The sequence below is a fragment of the Pedobacter sp. genome, assembly GCF_965227205.1.
In the GTDB taxonomy this organism is placed as follows: domain Bacteria; phylum Bacteroidota; class Bacteroidia; order Sphingobacteriales; family Sphingobacteriaceae; genus Pedobacter.
Genome location: NZ_OZ245727.1, coordinates 2,554,479 through 2,569,381, shown reverse-complemented (window position 1 = coordinate 2,569,381; position 14,903 = coordinate 2,554,479). Strand labels below are relative to the sequence as shown.

The 14,903-nt window shown below is 35.6% G+C and carries 15 protein-coding genes; 8 read left to right on the top strand and 7 right to left on the bottom strand.

The genetic code is table 11. The annotated features are described in order from the left end of the window. The first annotated feature begins 98 nt into the window (after nt 1-98). From ACO05K_RS10835 to ACO05K_RS10820, 4 genes are all read left to right on the top strand, one after another. A complete protein-coding gene (locus ACO05K_RS10835; RefSeq protein WP_421944462.1) occupies nt 99-1,310 on the top strand; it encodes a PQQ-dependent sugar dehydrogenase in 1,212 nt (403 codons plus the stop codon). 489 nt (nt 1,311-1,799) lie between these two features. Further along, on the top strand, nt 1,800-2,717 hold the full coding sequence (locus ACO05K_RS10830) for a DUF58 domain-containing protein (RefSeq protein ID WP_421944461.1): 918 nt from the start codon (nt 1,800-1,802) through the stop codon (nt 2,715-2,717). An 87-nt stretch (nt 2,718-2,804) separates the two neighbouring features. After that, the gene (locus ACO05K_RS10825; RefSeq protein WP_421944460.1) at nt 2,805-3,266 is read left to right on the top strand and encodes a redoxin domain-containing protein; all 462 of its coding nucleotides are present in this window, start codon (nt 2,805-2,807) and stop codon (nt 3,264-3,266) included. A 1-nt stretch (nt 3,267) separates the two neighbouring features. Then, a complete protein-coding gene (locus ACO05K_RS10820; RefSeq protein ID WP_421944459.1) occupies nt 3,268-3,789 on the top strand; it encodes a DsbA family protein in 522 nt (173 codons plus the stop codon). 298 nt (nt 3,790-4,087) lie between these two features. Here ACO05K_RS10820 and hppD read toward each other — a convergent pair whose 3' ends face one another. Both hppD and ACO05K_RS10810 read right to left on the bottom strand, forming a co-directional pair. Then, nucleotides 4,088-5,218: a 4-hydroxyphenylpyruvate dioxygenase gene (gene hppD / locus ACO05K_RS10815; protein ID WP_421944458.1), complete on the bottom strand. Its 1,131-nt coding sequence runs from the start codon at nt 5,216-5,218 to the stop codon at nt 4,088-4,090. 111 nt (nt 5,219-5,329) lie between these two features. Further along, nucleotides 5,330-6,493 (bottom strand): homogentisate 1,2-dioxygenase, encoded by a 1,164-nt coding sequence (locus ACO05K_RS10810; protein WP_421944457.1) that lies wholly within the window; start codon nt 6,491-6,493, stop codon nt 5,330-5,332. A gap of 266 nt (nt 6,494-6,759) precedes the next feature. Here ACO05K_RS10810 and ACO05K_RS10805 point away from each other — a divergent pair, with 266 nt between their 5' ends. The 4 genes from ACO05K_RS10805 (at nt 6,760) to ACO05K_RS10790 (ending at nt 10,122) form a co-directional block, all read left to right on the top strand. Then, nucleotides 6,760-7,215 carry a hypothetical protein gene (locus tag ACO05K_RS10805; RefSeq protein WP_421944456.1) on the top strand — a complete coding sequence of 152 codons (456 nt, stop codon included), beginning with the start codon at nt 6,760-6,762 and terminating at the stop codon, nt 7,213-7,215. Nucleotides 7,216-7,283: 68 nt separating this feature from the next. Then, on the top strand, nt 7,284-8,279 hold the full coding sequence (locus tag ACO05K_RS10800; RefSeq protein WP_421944455.1) for a fumarylacetoacetate hydrolase family protein: 996 nt from the start codon (nt 7,284-7,286) through the stop codon (nt 8,277-8,279). Nucleotides 8,280-8,610: 331 nt separating this feature from the next. Further along, nucleotides 8,611-9,498: a flavin reductase family protein gene (locus tag ACO05K_RS10795; protein WP_421944454.1), complete on the top strand. Its 888-nt coding sequence runs from the start codon at nt 8,611-8,613 to the stop codon at nt 9,496-9,498. An 18-nt stretch (nt 9,499-9,516) separates the two neighbouring features. Further along, a complete protein-coding gene (locus ACO05K_RS10790; RefSeq protein WP_421944453.1) occupies nt 9,517-10,122 on the top strand; it encodes a YdeI/OmpD-associated family protein in 606 nt (201 codons plus the stop codon). Between the two features lie 3 nt (nt 10,123-10,125). On the opposite strand, the gene ACO05K_RS10785 is transcribed toward ACO05K_RS10790, so the two are convergent. The 5 genes from ACO05K_RS10785 to ACO05K_RS10765 all read right to left on the bottom strand — a co-directional run bounded on the left by ACO05K_RS10785 (nt 10,126) and on the right by ACO05K_RS10765 (nt 14,859). Next, nucleotides 10,126-10,674 carry a C40 family peptidase gene (locus ACO05K_RS10785; protein ID WP_421944452.1) on the bottom strand — a complete coding sequence of 183 codons (549 nt, stop codon included), beginning with the start codon at nt 10,672-10,674 and terminating at the stop codon, nt 10,126-10,128. Between the two features lie 108 nt (nt 10,675-10,782). Next, nucleotides 10,783-11,169, bottom strand: a complete 387-nt coding sequence (locus ACO05K_RS10780) for a DUF4870 domain-containing protein (protein ID WP_421944451.1) — start codon at nt 11,167-11,169, stop codon at nt 10,783-10,785. A 60-nt stretch (nt 11,170-11,229) separates the two neighbouring features. Then, nucleotides 11,230-11,931 carry an SDR family oxidoreductase gene (locus ACO05K_RS10775; protein WP_421944450.1) on the bottom strand — a complete coding sequence of 234 codons (702 nt, stop codon included), beginning with the start codon at nt 11,929-11,931 and terminating at the stop codon, nt 11,230-11,232. A 31-nt stretch (nt 11,932-11,962) separates the two neighbouring features. Beyond that, nucleotides 11,963-13,741 (bottom strand): aromatic amino acid hydroxylase, encoded by a 1,779-nt coding sequence (locus tag ACO05K_RS10770; protein WP_421944449.1) that lies wholly within the window; start codon nt 13,739-13,741, stop codon nt 11,963-11,965. Between the two features lie 620 nt (nt 13,742-14,361). After that, complete coding sequence (locus tag ACO05K_RS10765; protein ID WP_421944448.1) at nt 14,362-14,859, bottom strand: GtrA family protein; 498 nt, start codon at nt 14,857-14,859, stop codon at nt 14,362-14,364. Nucleotides 14,860-14,903 lie beyond the last annotated feature (44 nt).

Genomic DNA, 14,903 nt, shown 5'->3' with positions numbered 1-14,903 from the left:
CAACGCTTTATAAAAATATATAACCCGAATTCGTTACAGAGTTCGGGTTTTTTATTACAGATATTTTTTGTTCTTTTATCTCAACAAAATCATAACTAATGAAACTATTCAATAGCAAAACATCAACATTTGTAATTGCCGGCTGCCTATTAAATTTTGGAGCTTTAACAACTGCATTTGCACAAAATCCTGTAGAGACCGAAAAGTCAACTGCAGATTTTAAACCTGCCTTTACCGGGCAAACCAGAATTGCTGGTGTTAAAACCAATACAGCACTCGATATCTCTATCATAAACGAAAAACTCGATCGCCCTTGGGCAATTTCAGAATTACCAAAAGGTGGTTTTTTAATTACCCAAAAAGCTGGGAACATGGTAATTTTAACTGCTGATGGTAAGTTAAGTAAAACAATAGAAGGTTTACCAAAAGTGGATGATTCTGGTCAGGGTGGATTATTAGATGTAACCTTAGATCCAGATTTCTCTAAAAACAGAATGATTTACTGGGCATATTCTGAACCACAAGCCAAAGGTGTACTTTTAGCAATTGCAAAAGGCAAATTATCTCAAAATGAAACCTCTATCGAAAATCAAACTATAATTTATCGTGCTACACCAGCTTATAGTGGCAAACTTCAGTATGGTTCTAGAATTGTTTTCGATAAAAATGGTAACTTATTCGTAAGCACCGGAGAACGTTCAGGCGGTGATATCAGAATTCAGGCACAATACCTAAATTCTTCATTAGGTAAAATTTTACATTTAACTAAAGATGGTAAACCTGTTCCAAATGGTCCTTTTGCAGGCAAAGCCGATGCAAAACCAGAAATATATGCTTATGGTCTGCGTAATCCTGATGGTTTGGCTATTAATCCATTAACTGGTGATTTATGGGAAGCAGAATTTGGACCAAGAGGTGGCGATGAAGTAAATTTAATTAAACCGGGCAAAAATTACGGTTGGCCAATTATAACTTATGGTACAGAATACAGCGGTAAAAAAGTAGGTGATGGCATTCAGGAAAAAGAAGGAATGGAACAGCCAGTTTATTATTGGAATCCAAGTATTTCGCCGGGTTGTATCGCATTTTACAACGGCAGTGCAATTCCAGAGTGGAAGGGAAACTTATTTGTTGGAGCTTTAAGCGGCTCACATATTATCAGGTTGGTAATTAAAGACAATAAAATTGTTGGCGAAGAACGCCTGCTTGAAGGAAAAGGCGAACGTTTTAGAGATATGGTTGAAGGTAAAGATGGCGCCATGTATAGCGTTACCGATAACGGAAAACTATATAAGATAGCGAAGAAATAGAAAATATAAGACAATAGTATACAAACTTGATGTCATCCTGAGCTTGTCGAAGGACACGTTATAACTGGCGTTTCGACGACTTGTCCCGATACTTCGGGAAGCTCAACGTGACAACTGCTTTCCGAATTAAGTTTGTTTTTTTGGAAATGAAAGCACAGTACTTCTTGGCAATTTTAGTCCCACTGTTCGTTATAGCTCCGATGAAAAATCGGAGGCTGCCACTGCCATTGGGTTTATAAACCACGGATAGTTGCACAGATGTAGCCACCTAAACCCGACAAAGTGGAAAACACGCATCCCGATTTCAGCAACGAAATTAATGTTTATAATTATTCTTTCAATCTTGTACAGGCTTTTTCGGGAGCGGATTTGAAACGATGACGGGAGCAAATGCTAAATAAATGCTACCGTTTTTGCTTTCCAAAAATAAATTATACGCTAAAACTTAACTGGCTTCATCATTAATAAATCTTTTGTTAGCTTTACTTTATGCAAGAAGTTAACTATGAAAACGAATCGAGCTACGGTAACCTAGAATTATTGGCAACTCAGGTTGTTGAAGGATTTATTACAGGTTTGCATAAAAGTCCGTTTCATGGGTTTTCTGTAGAATTTGCAGAGCATCGTCAGTATAATACTGGCGATAACGTAAAAAATATTGACTGGAAATTATATGCCAAAACCGATAAACTTTACAGCAAAAGGTTTGAAGAGGAAACTAATCTTCGTTGCCAGTTTGTAATCGATGTTTCCTCGTCGATGTACTTTCCTACGCCCAAAAGCAACAAATTAAGTTTTTCTATTCAAGCATCGGCATCATTAATGTATTTACTAAAAAAACAAAGAGATGCTTTTGGCTTAAGCCTTTTTGCTGATGAAATTCTTTTAAATACCCCGGCTAAATCTACAACGGTTCATCAAAAATATTTATTTACAATACTTGATGAATTACTGCAAAAACCGAAAGTAAATGCACAAACAAATTTAAGCGAAGCATTACATCAGGTTGCAGAATTGATACATAAACGTTCGCTTGTAGTAATTTTTAGCGATTTGCTTAACACACAAAACAACCCTGAAAAAACTGATAAATTTTTTGATGCGCTACAGCATTTAAAATTTAATAAACACGAAATTGTTGTTTTTAACGTAGTTGATAAATCGAAGGAAGTTAATTTTGAATTCGAAAATCGCCCGTATCAATTTATTGATATGGAAACCGGCGATACGATTAAAGTTCATGCCAATCAGGTTAAAGAGAATTATACGAATGCAGTTGCAAGTTACCGTCAGCAAATTGCTTTAAAATGTGCGCAGTATAAAATTGATTTAATTGATGCAGATATAAATGAAGGATTTTATCCCATTCTGCAAGCGTACTTAATAAAACGACAAAAGCTGGGTTAGAATTTACAATATCCTGAATTTACTAACAAACAATAAGCGGGTTTTTGAAGTATAGTTATTGATAACAGTTTCAAAACAATATATATTATGTTAGAAAAAGGAACCAAAGCGCCCGATTTTGAATTAAATGCCACGCCCGATCAAAAGATAAAGTTAAAGGATTTTAAAGGTAAAAATGTAATTCTCGCTTTTTATCCTGCAGATTGGAGTCCGGTTTGCAGCGACCAGATGGCATTGTATAATGAAATGCTCAAGTATTTTACAAAGCACGATGCACAGATTTTCGGAATTTCTGTTGATAGCGTTTGGTGTCATTTAGCTTTCGAGCAAGATAGAAAATTACATTTTCCATTATTGGCCGATTTTGAGCCAAAAGGAAAAGTATCTAAAGCTTATGGTGTTTACGATGAAGAAGTTGGTGAAAGCAAAAGAGCTTTGTTTGTAATTGATAAAGAGGGAAAAATTGCCTGGAGTTATTTATCACCAACGGCTGTTAATCCCGGAGCCGATGGTATTTTGGATGCTTTAGAAGAACTTAACAAAAAATAATATGAGCAGCACACTTAAACCTCCGGTTTCAGAACAAGATCATGTTCATGGCGGAAAATCAGCAACAATTGAAATCGTTGAGTTTGGAGATTATCAATGTCCACATTGTGGCCACGCTCATCCGATTATTAAAAAGATTCAAAAAACCTTTGGTGAGCAGATAAAATTTGTATTTAGAAATTTTCCTCTTCAGGAAGCACACGAATATGCTTTTCCGGCAGCTGTTGCAGCAGAAGCTGCGGCTTTACAAGGCAAATTTTGGGAAATGCATGATGGGATTTACGAAAATCAAAACCAAATAGGAGAGGCACTTTTTAATGAACTTGCCGAAAAAATAGGATTGGATATTGAGCAATTTAAGAAAGATTATAGCTCAGGTGAAGTTACTGAGAAGGTAGAATCAGATTTTGAAAGTGGTGTAAGAAGCGGTGTAAACGGAACGCCATCATTTTATGTAAACGGAACTAAGTTTGATGGTGGTGCAGAAGATTTAATGGAAATGCTTAAAGAGAGCGCAGAATAAAAAAAACCTGATGTATTTTGCAATACATCAGGTATCAGATAAGGGTAACCGGAAAACTAAAAAACTAATTATGAGTTTTTAGAATTTAACAAAATAGAAATCGCTTCATGTTTTGTTATTTCAAAGGTGCATTTCAATTATGAAGTTTTAGTGAAGAAATGGTAGAAGGAGTAAAGAATAAGGAACAAAGAGTAAAGATGTTGTTGGCTAAGTAAAATGTGTGAATTATTAATTCTTTGCTATTTTATCTTTGTTCTTTTATCCTTACTCTTTCATCTTTGCTCTTTATCCAAATTCCCTATAAATTCCCTCTTAATTCTTGCTCTCTTTCTAATGATTCGAATAGTGCTTTAAAATTACCTGCTCCGAAACTTTGAGCACCTTTTCTTTGTATAATTTCAAAAAATAAAGTTGGTCTGTCTTCTACAGGTTTTGTAAAAATTTGAAGCAAATAACCTTCTTCATCGCAATCAACCAAAATGCCTAAATCTTCAAGAATTTTAATTTCTTCATCAATTTTACCAACTCGTTCTGGCATCATATCATAATAAGCTTCAGGCGGAGCACTTAAAAATTCAACACCACGAGATTTTAATTCTTTTACAGTGCTTACAATATCTTTTGTAGCAACTGCAATATGTTGTACGCCCTCACCTTCGTAATATTCAAGATATTCTTCTATTTGCGATTTCTTTTTGCCTTCTGCTGGTTCGTTTATGGGGAATTTCGAAAAACCATTACCATTACTCATCACCTTACTCATCAAGGCAGAGTATTCGGTGTTAATTTGTTTATCATCAAAAGATAAAATGTTAACAAAACCCATTACATCCTCATACCACTGTACGGCTTCATTCATTCGGTTCCAACCTACATTTCCAACACAATGGTCGATGTATAATAATCCTGCATCAGCAGGTTTATAATCACTATCCCAAGCACGATAACCCGGCATAAAAACGCCTTTGTAATTTTTCCTTTCGATAAACATATGAACGGTTTCACCATAAGTGTAAATTCCACTCATTTTAACCTCACCGTTTTCATCTGTTAAAGTTTGAGGTTCTAGATAAGGTTTAGCACCGCGTTTTGTGGTTTCTTCGAAGGCGCTGTAAGCATCATCAACCCAAAGCGCCAAAACCTTAACACCATCACCATGTTTTTTAACATGCTCTGATATAAAATGGTCAGACTTCAAAGCTGTAGTTAATATTAATCTGATTTTTCCTTGTTGCAAAACATACGATGCTCTATCTCTTACACCTGTTTCTGGTCCGGCATAAGCTAAAGATTGAAAGCCAAATGCTGTTTTGTAATAGTGGGCAGCTTGTTTAGCGTTGCCAACATAAAATTCTATATAATCAGTTCCGTTAATTGGCAGAAAATCTTGTGCTTTTGATATTTTCTCTGCAAATGTTAGTGTTTCCATTTTACGTTATTTGTAGTGTTGTTGTTGTTGTAAAGTTGAATTGTTTGAATGTTGTAAAGTTGAAATGCTATGCTTCACAATCATGCAAATCCTAAAATCTTGTTAATCCTGTCAATCTTGCTCTTTCCAGCTTTTATAATAGTTTTCATCTTCAATGTCTAATGCTTCTTGCGTTAACATTAAAGGTTTAAATGGGTCAATCATCACGGCTAATTCGTCTGTTTTTTCTTTTCCGATTGATTTTTCTACAGTTCCCGGATGCGGACCATGAGGAATACCTCCTGGATGTAAAGTAATCTGACCCTTAACTACGCTTTTTCGACTCATAAAATCACCATCAACGTAATAAAGAACTTCATCACTATCTACATTACTATGGTTGTATGGTGCAGGAATAGAATCTGGATGGTAGTCGTATTTACGAGGGACAAAAGAGCAAACCACGAAATTATGCCCTTCAAAAGTTTGATGAACAGGTGGCGGTTGATGCAAACGTCCGGTTATCGGTTCAAAATCGTGTATAGAGAATGCGTACGGATAATGATAACCATCCCAACCTACATAATCGAAAGGATGCGTTCCGTAGGTATATGGGTAAATTAAACCTTGTTTTTTTATTAAAACTTTAAAGTCGCCATACTCATCGTGAGTTTGCAAATTTTCTGGTAATCTCAAATCTCTTTCGCAATATGGCGCATGTTCCATCAACTGTCCATATTGGTTTAAATATCTTTTTGGTGGCCTTAACGGACTAAAACTCTCTACAATGAACAAACGATTTTCTGCGGTATCAAATTCCATCTGATAAATTGTACCACGTGGGATAATCAAATAATCGCCATAAGCAAACTTAATTTCTCCAAACCCGGTTTTTAATTTTCCCGAGCCTTCGTGGATAAAAATCATTTCATCAGCCTGACTGTTTTTATAAAAATAATCAGTCATTGATTTTCTCGGTGCTGCCAAAACAATATGTAAGTCGCTGTTAACCAAAACAGGTTTACGGCTTTCTAAAAAATCATCTTCTGGTTTAATTTTAAACCCGATCAAGCTGGTATGTTTTAAATGTTTTTCTCTGGCAATTTTAGGTTCAACGCTGTATGGCTCTCCTAAATGCTTAACGATTGTTGGTGGGTGGCAATGGTAAACCAAAGAGTAAAGGCTCGAAAAACCTTCTGTCGATACCAATTCTTCTGCATATAAATTCCCATCGGGTTTGCGGAAAACCGTGTGCCGTTTTGCAGGAATTTGCCCCAATTTATGATAAACAGGCATATTAATTATGTTTTGGTTAGAAAAAAAAATCTATGAAATAAACAATTAAAACGGCAATGCGTTTTAATCAAAAAGAATAGTAATAGAAATTACAGAGAATATTGAGCCATGATTAATTTAGACAGCATTTTATAGCGACGTGCAGCAATGGCATCGTTTACTAAATTGATATGTAATGCTTTTAAAATCATGGTTTTGATACCGCTAAGGTAATAATTTTATTTTGAAGTTGAAATTTCTTTATCTTTAGGTATAGCTCATCTTTTATGAAATTCTTTGTAATATTCTTAGTTTTTTTCTCAGCATCTTTCGCTGTATCTGCCCAAAAAAAGTGGAAATATAAAATTAAAGTGGTTGATAATCGAGGTAAGCGTCACCGTGGTTTTTTCTATGCCGCTCAAGATAACGGCTTAGTTATAATCAGAAAAAATGGTGATACCAGTTTGTTAAATGCCGAAAATATTAATCAACTATACATTCACAGGCGAGGAATTGTAGCGCCATTTGCAATTGCAGGCGCAGCTATATTCTTAATTTTTGCTATAGATAACCCTAATGTTCTTAAAACTGTAGTGTTAATATCTGTTGGTGCGCCATTGGGCTTATCACTAGGTTTTTTAGCTGGCGATCTTTTAGCAAACAAACGATTTTATAAAAAACTTGAAGCAAAAGATTTTCCTTTAATAAAAGCAGATTTACAAAAATATACCGAAGTCAAATAACGCCATACCATTTTAAATACTACCCTAATTGATTAGCTTTACGCCATATTTTTAACCAAATTATATATATGAAATTAGTATCCTACAAAACCGAAGACCGCGAACATCTTGGCATTTTCAATAACGGACATATCTATAACCTAAACAGTTGCGATAAGCTGATTCCAGATAACATGAAAGATTTTCTGGAAGGTGGCGAGGTGCTAATGGAGAGAGCTAAAAAAGTAGATTCAGAGATAAAAAGCGGTACAATTCAGGCTAAAGAAGAAATTTTTTACGAAATTTTAGCACCCGTTCCGCACCCAACAAGTTGCAGAGATGGATACGCTTTTAGGCAGCACGTAGCTGCAGCTCGTAGAAACAGAAAGGTTGATATGATTCCACAGTTTGATGAATACCCGATTTTCTACTTTACTAATCATAATGCCATCCAAGGTACAGGAGAAATTGAATGTATGCCCGACCATTTCGAAAAGCTCGATTTTGAATTGGAACTTGCAATTGTAATTGGCAAAAAAGGTAGGAATATAAAAGCTTCAGATGCTGATGAATACATTGCAGGTTACATGGTTATGAACGATATGAGTGCCCGAACTTTACAAATGGAAGAAATGCTTCTGAATTTAGGTCCGGCGAAGGGTAAAGATTTTTCGACTGTTATTGGCCCTTGGTTGGTAACGCCCGATGAATTGGAAGAATATAAAGTTGATGCAAAGGATGGACACGTTGGTAATGCTTATAATTTAAAAATGACTTGCAGAGTTAACGGAATAGAAGTTTCTAACGGTAATGCTGCCGATATGGATTGGACATTTGCCGAAATTATAGAACGTTGTTCTTACGGTGTAGATATTCTTCCTGGCGATGTTATCGGCTCTGGTACAGTTGGAACGGGCTGTTTTCTCGAACTAAATGGTACAGGTTTACTTAATGATCCGAATTATAAAACCCAGTGGTTACAAGAAGGTGATGTAGTTGAAATGGAAATTACTGGTTTGGGTGCGCTAACCAATACAATTACCAAGACAAATACAGATTTTTCTATACTGGCTCTAAAAAAGTAAAATAATTTGAAAAGCAGGCTTCGGTTTTCATCGGTTACGAAAGCCCTGCCATTCGCTTTACTTCATTGCATTCGTGCTCGCTACTGTCAGGTTTAGTTTACTTAGGTATACCTTACTATTATAAACCCGACAGTAGCGAAAATACTTTTTCAGTGCAAAAACGTTCAATGTCCTGTCATGCTGAGGAACGAAGCATCTCTAGCCGATTAAATGGATGCTCCTAATTCAGCATTACAGAAGTTAAAAAAGATTGTAGCAAATGGCGGGACTAACTTAAAAAATAGCTTCTGTTATTGATTTTCAAAATAATAATTCTAATAAAAATTTAACCGTGCTGACCCTAAAAACCGAAGATTTATCTGCCGTTCAACTACAAGATTATTTGCAATATGCAATTGCACCGCGACCTATTTGCTTTGCATCTACAATAGATAGCGATGGAAATATTAATTTGAGTCCTTTTAGCTTTTTTAACATGTTCAGTACGAAACCGCCGATTTGCATTTTTTCTCCGGCTAGGAGAGTGCGGGATAATACAACCAAACACACGCTCGAAAATGTTTTGCAAGTAAAGGAATGTGTTATAAATGTTGTGAATTATGGTATGGTACAACAAATGAGTTTAGCGAGTACAGAGTATGCAAAAGGCGTTAACGAGTTTGAAAAGGCTGGTTTTACTATGCTGCAATCTGATTTGGTAAAACCACCTCGTGTAGCCGAAGCACCTGTTCAGTTTGAATGCGTAATTAATCAGGTAATTCCATTGGGCGATAATCATGGAGCAGGGAATTTGATTTTAGCTGAGGTAAAACTTATTCATATTAACGAAGATATTTTGGATGCTTCTGGAAAAATTGACCAGGAAAAAATTGATTTGGTAGCACGTTTAGGCGGCGATTGGTATTGCAGAGTAACTGCCGAAAATTTATTCAAAGTAGCAAAACCTTTAGCTAAATTGGGTATTGGTGTAGATAGTTTGCCGCAATCGGTTCGGTTATCAAAAGTATTAACCGGTAATGATTTGGGTATGCTTGGAAATATAGAGCAATTACCAACAGATGATGAAATAGATTTGGTAAGTCAGTTGCCGGAAGTCAAAGAAGTTTTAGATGCAACAATTGGCGACGCATACACACGCGAACGTGAATTGCATGATTTAGCAAAACTGCATTTACAAAATGGTAATGCCGAACTTGCGCTAAAAATAGTTTTACTTTAAAAAGCTAACCAGAACAGTATGAAAACAATTGTTGCGGTAGATCAATATATTGCAAATTCAGCAGCATTTGCCATTCCGATATTAGAGCATTTGCGTAATCTGGTACACAGAGCAGATGCGAGGATAGAAGAGAAAATGAAATGGAGCATGCCTTTTTTTGAATACAAGGGAACGGTTTGCCACATGGCGGCTTTTAAAAATCATTGTGTTTTTGGTTTTTGGAAAGGTTCTTTAATTGAGGATGAATTTGGGATTTTTAAAGAAAGGAGTGAAGCAATGGGTTTGTTAGGAAAAATAAAATCGTTTAATGATTTGCCTGAAGATGATGTTTTAATGGCCTATATACAACAAGCTGTTCAGCTAAACGAAGATGGAATTAAACTGCCTGCAAAACCAAAAGCTGAACTTAAGGAATTAATTATACCTCAATATTTTATTGATGCATTGGCAGAAGATCCAAAGGCTTTAGCAGTGTTTCAGAATTTCAGTAATTCTAACAAAAAGGATTATGTTTTATGGTTGGAAGAAGCAAAAACAGAAGCTACCAAACTTGAACGCTTAGATACTGCTATAGAATGGATAGCAGATGGTAAACCGAGAATGTGGAAGTATCTTAAAAAATAGAAACTAAATAATACTTACTATTTTCATAAACCGGGTTTTGTAGTGCCCGTTAAGTGGTGTAATGGTTACTCCACGTGCCTTACCTGATGAAGCATGAATGAATTTAATGCCTTCATCGTCTATTGAATATACAATTCCTACGTGTCCAACTCTTCTAACTCGCGAATTACTACCAGTAAAGATAAGTACATCTCCAACCTTGGCATTTTCTAATGTTGTAGTTTTTCCTGTTCCGCTAAATTCTCTGGATGAACGTGGAACTTTAAAACCGAAATTGCTAAAAACATAACTCACAAAGCCAGAACAATCAAAACCAACTTTAGGATTGCTTGTAGCATAGCGGTAAGGAATACCAAGCATACTTTTGGCAAAATCTATAAGGCTTGTTGAATTTGTTTTATTTGAATTTTTTTCGGCTTCCTCTATGTTTTTAGGAAGGTTTTCGCTCAGCTTTTTAACCAGTTCCTGGTATTGGGCAGGCAATTGTGTTTGGGCTTTAACTGCAGTTGCAGACAAAATGAAAAACGAAATTACGACTAATATTTTCTTCATATGTTGGTCGCAAATATATAAAAAATATATTAGGCCGATTAAAATGTTGAAAATGAGGATGAATTTAACAGTCTGAATTGAAAAATTCAGACTGTATAAAAGATTTAATTATATGCTAGGAAACATCGTTTGGGCTCTTTCTCCAATAAATGGGATTGGTTTTTTCTCTCCATTAATTGCGCCAATTAAACCGATAATCCACAGAATTATAAAGCCAACCTGAATGGCTCTTAAAAGGTAATAAATAGAAAAACCTCCGGTTGAGAATAGTACAAGACCAAACAGAATACCTAACCCCCAACTTATAACTGTTGTTACAAGATGAAATAATAGTGTTTGCCTTAACTGATAACGAGCCAAATCTGTCTTGTTATCTTTGTACATCGCAAAATAAGCAATTAACCAGCCTATAAACCAAAAATAGCTTATTATAGAAGCGGTTTTTCCGTTATCTGTTTGTACTGGATTTGTTTGAAAGGGATTATTTGTTTCCATATTTTAAATTATTGATTATCAATACTCTAAATAACAAATAATTTTTAATATTTCAAGTTTTTAAGGCGTTGTTACTGCCACCGGGATTATTTTTCCGTTAAAAAACTTTTGTCCGGTTCTTGCAAAATCTGCCACATATTTTCCCATTTCGAACGCCATAATCGGGCTCTGGTAACCCGGAAAAGCGGCTTCTAACATCTCTGTTTGTGCAGAACCCAAAGCAAGACAATTTACTTTAATGCCTGTTTCTGCAAGTTCAAATGCTAAACATTCTGTTAAGGTGTGTAGTGCAGCTTTACTTGCCGAATAAGCCGATAATCCCGGAAATTTTACGCTGCCCTGAAAACCGCCCATACTACCTATATTAACAATGTGGCTTCCGGCTTGCATTAGTGGAATTGTATTTTGTATCATCCTGAAGTGAGAAATCACATTACTTTGAAGCATTTCGCCTAAATCGGCTTCAGTAGTTCCTAAAAATGGCTTGTTTATTAATGAGCCGGCGTTATTAATCAGAATATCAACTGTTCCTAAACGCTCTTTTAAAAAGGGGATAAGTGCATTGTAATCATCGTTAACAATATCAAATTCTACAGGCAATAAAGTACAATCAGGATTTATGCTTTTAGCAATTTCTAAAAGCTTGCGCAGTTTATCAGCCGTACGGGCAATAGCAACAATTTTATTGCTGTTTTGTAAACTAAGTTCTAATGCGGTTTCGAAACCAATGCCACTACTTGCGCCTGTAATTATAATATTCATCTTATTTCTTAATTGTAATTTGCAAATTTAGTTAATCAGATATAAGCTGCGAAACAGGATTTTTAATTACATGCAATCCATCGTGGATTAATTTAGTGTGGTCGGATTCTTTTCCTGCCTTAATTTCAAGGTAAACTAAAATCTCTTTTTCCAAAAGGTGGTATATTTTTTTGTGAAAAACCAGTTCCAGAATTTCCAGAGCACAAAGCCAATCTTGTCGATGTTCGGTTTTAAGTTTTTCAAAAATCTTCTGCAGATTTTCTAAACCGGTATTTGTTTCTCTTATCGTTCTAACTTCATTATACAAATTATGTAGTTTGATGGTTTTTTCATCATAAATTATTTTATGTGTTTTCTCCAGACTTATCAAGGTAATTTCCTCAAAAGCATCTTTATCTGCAGCACCGTTAAATACCGAAATAATCTTTTCACCAACCGCCATATCGTAACTTCCCCATTCGGGTTTAAATAAAATATTGCCATTACCTTCGGTTACTGTACAATTTTCAAAGGTTATTAAGATAATTTTTTGCTCTGTTTTTAAAATATTTTTAATAATTCCGGTTACAACAATTCCGCTTTCAAAAACTAAGCTCGATTCTTGATTTAATAATATTCCTGCTGATTTTAGTTCTTCTTCACTATAATCTTCAAGTGGTTTCGAATTATTTTTGAGTTTCCCTACAGGTGATGAAAAACCATCGGCATGGTAACTTTTACCATGATTTTCTAACTGTTTTCCATTTACTGCTAAAGCACTTGCACCAGTTGTTTTCATGAAGGTTAATCCATCTACAGAATCTACACCGATATCAGTAAAGACTCCACTAACCTGAATGCCCGAACTGTAAACTGCAGTTGCAATATTTTTGCAAGCAATGGCTTTCATAATGCTTTCTGTACCACCACGGCGAAAAGCCATAGTGTCAGCAAAACTTTCCAAAACATCAATCAGGTTTTGAAATGTTGGCGTTACAAAAAGCTGCGGTTGAGTTTTTGTAATATCATATTGATAGTTTATTGTATCGATATTATACCACAATTTTTTCACATCATTTTGCATACAAGAAGCACTTTCGCCAATTGATGAAAGCAAACCTGCACCGTAAATCTTCGGGTTTTCGAGGGTGCCTATCAAACCATATTCTACTGTCCACCAATGCAAACGACCAAGCAAGGCCATTTCCGAAGGTTCGCCCATATTTTCGCTAATGTATCGAAGTTCTTTTTCTGCTTTGGCGATTTGTATTTCATCTGCATCAACCGCTTCTTTTAAAATCGATAATTTACGGATGGCTTCATAAAGTTCGAAATCTTTGGCAGAGAACATTGCCTTAGCGCCAATAGAACCAAAATAACTTAAATAATTGTTGTAATCCGTATCAGCAATAATCGGCGCATGTCCTGCGCTTTCGTGTATAATATCCGGAGCTGGTGTATATTCGATGTGATTAATCTGGCGAATATCTGCAGCAATAACCAAAACACGATAAGCCTGATATTCCATAAATGCTGCGGGTGGAATAAAGCCATCAACTGTTACAGCGCCCCAACCAATTTTGCCTAAATTATCGTTCATGGTTTGCAAATCGGGAATATATTCTATGCTTAAACCAGCTCTTTGCAAGCCTTTTATGTAAGGGTAATATGCAACGTTTTTAAGGTAACTGTAGTTTTGGCGCATTACGTAACGCCACACAGCTTGGTCAATTGGTGAATATTTTTCGTAATTCTGGGCAACAATAAATTGCTTTAAATGATTGGGCAATTTTGCTACTTGCGCATTATTAAAATCGTTAAAATGGCTCATAGGTATTATGAAAATAAGTTGGTCGGTTGCTAAGTTATGATGTTGGTTTTATGTTATCAAGAAAGTGTAACGCTAAATTTAACACCTTGAAGTAATAATGCTTGTTTAGCAGTTTTTGTTTTAGTTTTTGGAAATGAATGCCTGCAATTCTTGGATTCTGCAGTCGGGCTGTTCGCTAAATCTTTTTCGCAGAAAAGCTCAAAAGGATATCGCTTCCATCCCGTTTATGAACAAAGTTTGTGCAATAAAATAGCCAGCTTAAACTTACGAAGTCTATTTGCTTATTGTTCGGTAGACTTCGTAAGTTTTACCTAATTAACGCACCTGCTAATAGAAATAGCCAATTTAAACTTACGAAGTCTATCTTCTCATTGCTTAGGAGACTTCGTAAGTTTTACTAGACTAAGAAGCAGTTAGCGTACTTGCAAATAGAAATGGCCAACCTAAACTTACGAAGTCTATTTACTAATTGCTCAGGAGACTTCGTAAGTTTTACTTGATCTTTTAGCCACCTAAACCCGACCAGAGTGAGAAAGCCCGCAAGGCGAGGTACGAGACGCGGACTTGAAACGGGGGCGGGGCTGAATTAACCGAAATGCTCCGAAGCTTGATTTTCTAAATTATTTTTTCGATTTTTTTTCTCCAATTTTCTTTACGCTGAAGGTAAAGTAATGCTGGTATAAGTAGCTGAAACCTGCAATTAAAACAGAAACCGCAACTTTTGTGATGGTTGGATATATGCCTAGATATTCGATAAAAAACTTCTGCATAACGTATGTAAGCAAAATGTTTATGAAATTTAAATTTAGGAAACGCAGTAACTGAATGTGAGCTTTTACTTCGCTATGCGTGAAAATTACATATCGGTTTAATAAAAAGCTATAAGGAATAACGACCATAAAATCGGCGATTAAAGCTGCCGTTTCTCTTTTTACGGTAAAGAAGAGAAAGTTTATGTCTTCGGTTAAAAACAGGTAGTGAAAGGCCAACCAATAAACCACAATGCCTAGAAGCCATGTGCTTCCGCCTGTTGCCAAATACCTAAAATTATGCTGAGAAATAAAGCCCTTAAAGGGTGGATAGAAAAAATCGATAATAGCAAGGATGAGTTTTCGCATTAGCTTAGCTTTGTGCTTGCAAAGGTAATTTATTTGAAGATTTT

Bases quoted from the DNA above. Each gene is read 5' to 3' on its own strand.
- ACO05K_RS10835 (WP_421944462.1), top strand. From the start codon at position 99: ATGAAACTATTCAATAGCAAAACATCAACATTTGTAATTGCCGGCTGC.
- hppD (WP_421944458.1), bottom strand. From the start codon at position 5,218: ATGGAAACACTAACATTTGCAGAGAAAATATCAAAAGCACAAGATTTT.
- ACO05K_RS10785 (WP_421944452.1), bottom strand. From the start codon at position 10,674: ATGAAGAAAATATTAGTCGTAATTTCGTTTTTCATTTTGTCTGCAACT.
- ACO05K_RS10805 (WP_421944456.1), top strand. From the start codon at position 6,760: ATGAAATTCTTTGTAATATTCTTAGTTTTTTTCTCAGCATCTTTCGCT.
- ACO05K_RS10770 (WP_421944449.1), bottom strand. From the start codon at position 13,741: ATGAGCCATTTTAACGATTTTAATAATGCGCAAGTAGCAAAATTGCCC.
- ACO05K_RS10830 (WP_421944461.1), top strand. From the start codon at position 1,800: ATGCAAGAAGTTAACTATGAAAACGAATCGAGCTACGGTAACCTAGAA.
- ACO05K_RS10825 (WP_421944460.1), top strand. From the start codon at position 2,805: ATGTTAGAAAAAGGAACCAAAGCGCCCGATTTTGAATTAAATGCCACG.
- ACO05K_RS10790 (WP_421944453.1), top strand. From the start codon at position 9,517: ATGAAAACAATTGTTGCGGTAGATCAATATATTGCAAATTCAGCAGCA.
- ACO05K_RS10780 (WP_421944451.1), bottom strand. From the start codon at position 11,169: ATGGAAACAAATAATCCCTTTCAAACAAATCCAGTACAAACAGATAAC.
- ACO05K_RS10810 (WP_421944457.1), bottom strand. From the start codon at position 6,493: ATGCCTGTTTATCATAAATTGGGGCAAATTCCTGCAAAACGGCACACG.
- ACO05K_RS10765 (WP_421944448.1), bottom strand. From the start codon at position 14,859: ATGCGAAAACTCATCCTTGCTATTATCGATTTTTTCTATCCACCCTTT.
- ACO05K_RS10820 (WP_421944459.1), top strand. From the start codon at position 3,268: ATGAGCAGCACACTTAAACCTCCGGTTTCAGAACAAGATCATGTTCAT.
- ACO05K_RS10775 (WP_421944450.1), bottom strand. From the start codon at position 11,931: ATGAATATTATAATTACAGGCGCAAGTAGTGGCATTGGTTTCGAAACC.
- ACO05K_RS10800 (WP_421944455.1), top strand. From the start codon at position 7,284: ATGAAATTAGTATCCTACAAAACCGAAGACCGCGAACATCTTGGCATT.